General features: G+C 41.0%; 1 protein-coding gene. It reads left to right on the forward strand.

Going from position 1 to position 554, the window contains the following annotated elements; translation table 11 throughout:
* Positions 1-50: 50 nt before the first annotated feature.
* Positions 51-554 (forward strand): DUF6443 domain-containing protein (locus DRF57_RS23835; RefSeq protein WP_455550098.1); only part of this gene is annotated, 504 nt, incomplete at its 3' end.

The raw sequence follows: 554 nt of genomic DNA on the forward strand, positions 1-554 counted from the left end.
TGTCTATATCTACCATATCAATCTATTCACAAACCCAAACAGAAAACTATATCCAGTCAAAAACCTGTCTCAATGGGGATTGTACGCAAAAATCAGAAATGATTACTTATTTTGACGGATTGGGAAGAGCCAAGCAGATCATCAATGTAAAAGCCACCACAACGGGAAAAGACCTCGTTACGCCCATTACTTATGATATATTCGGTAGGCAAACCAAAGATATACTGCCGGTTCCCATAGCTACACAAAATTCATCCATCCATTCAGGAGTAACAGATGAAAATACAGCCAACTCCTATTATGGGGCTACCAATGCCTATTCAGAAAAGCAGTTGGAAAACTCACCTTTAGACAGGGTGCTCCAACAAGGACAGGCAGGCGATGTTTGGAAGTTGGGATCAGGACATACTACAAAGTACAAATATGAAAGCAACGCCGGAAATGAAGTAAAACAGTTTGTAACAAGCACATCCATCAATACGGGAGGGAGTGTTTCAAATACAGTTACTTCTATAGCTTTGGCAACTGGCAGTGGTTTTCATAATGCGGGCACA

Source organism: Chryseobacterium rhizosphaerae (assembly GCF_003385455.1).
Lineage (GTDB): Bacteria > Bacteroidota > Bacteroidia > Flavobacteriales > Weeksellaceae > Chryseobacterium > Chryseobacterium rhizosphaerae.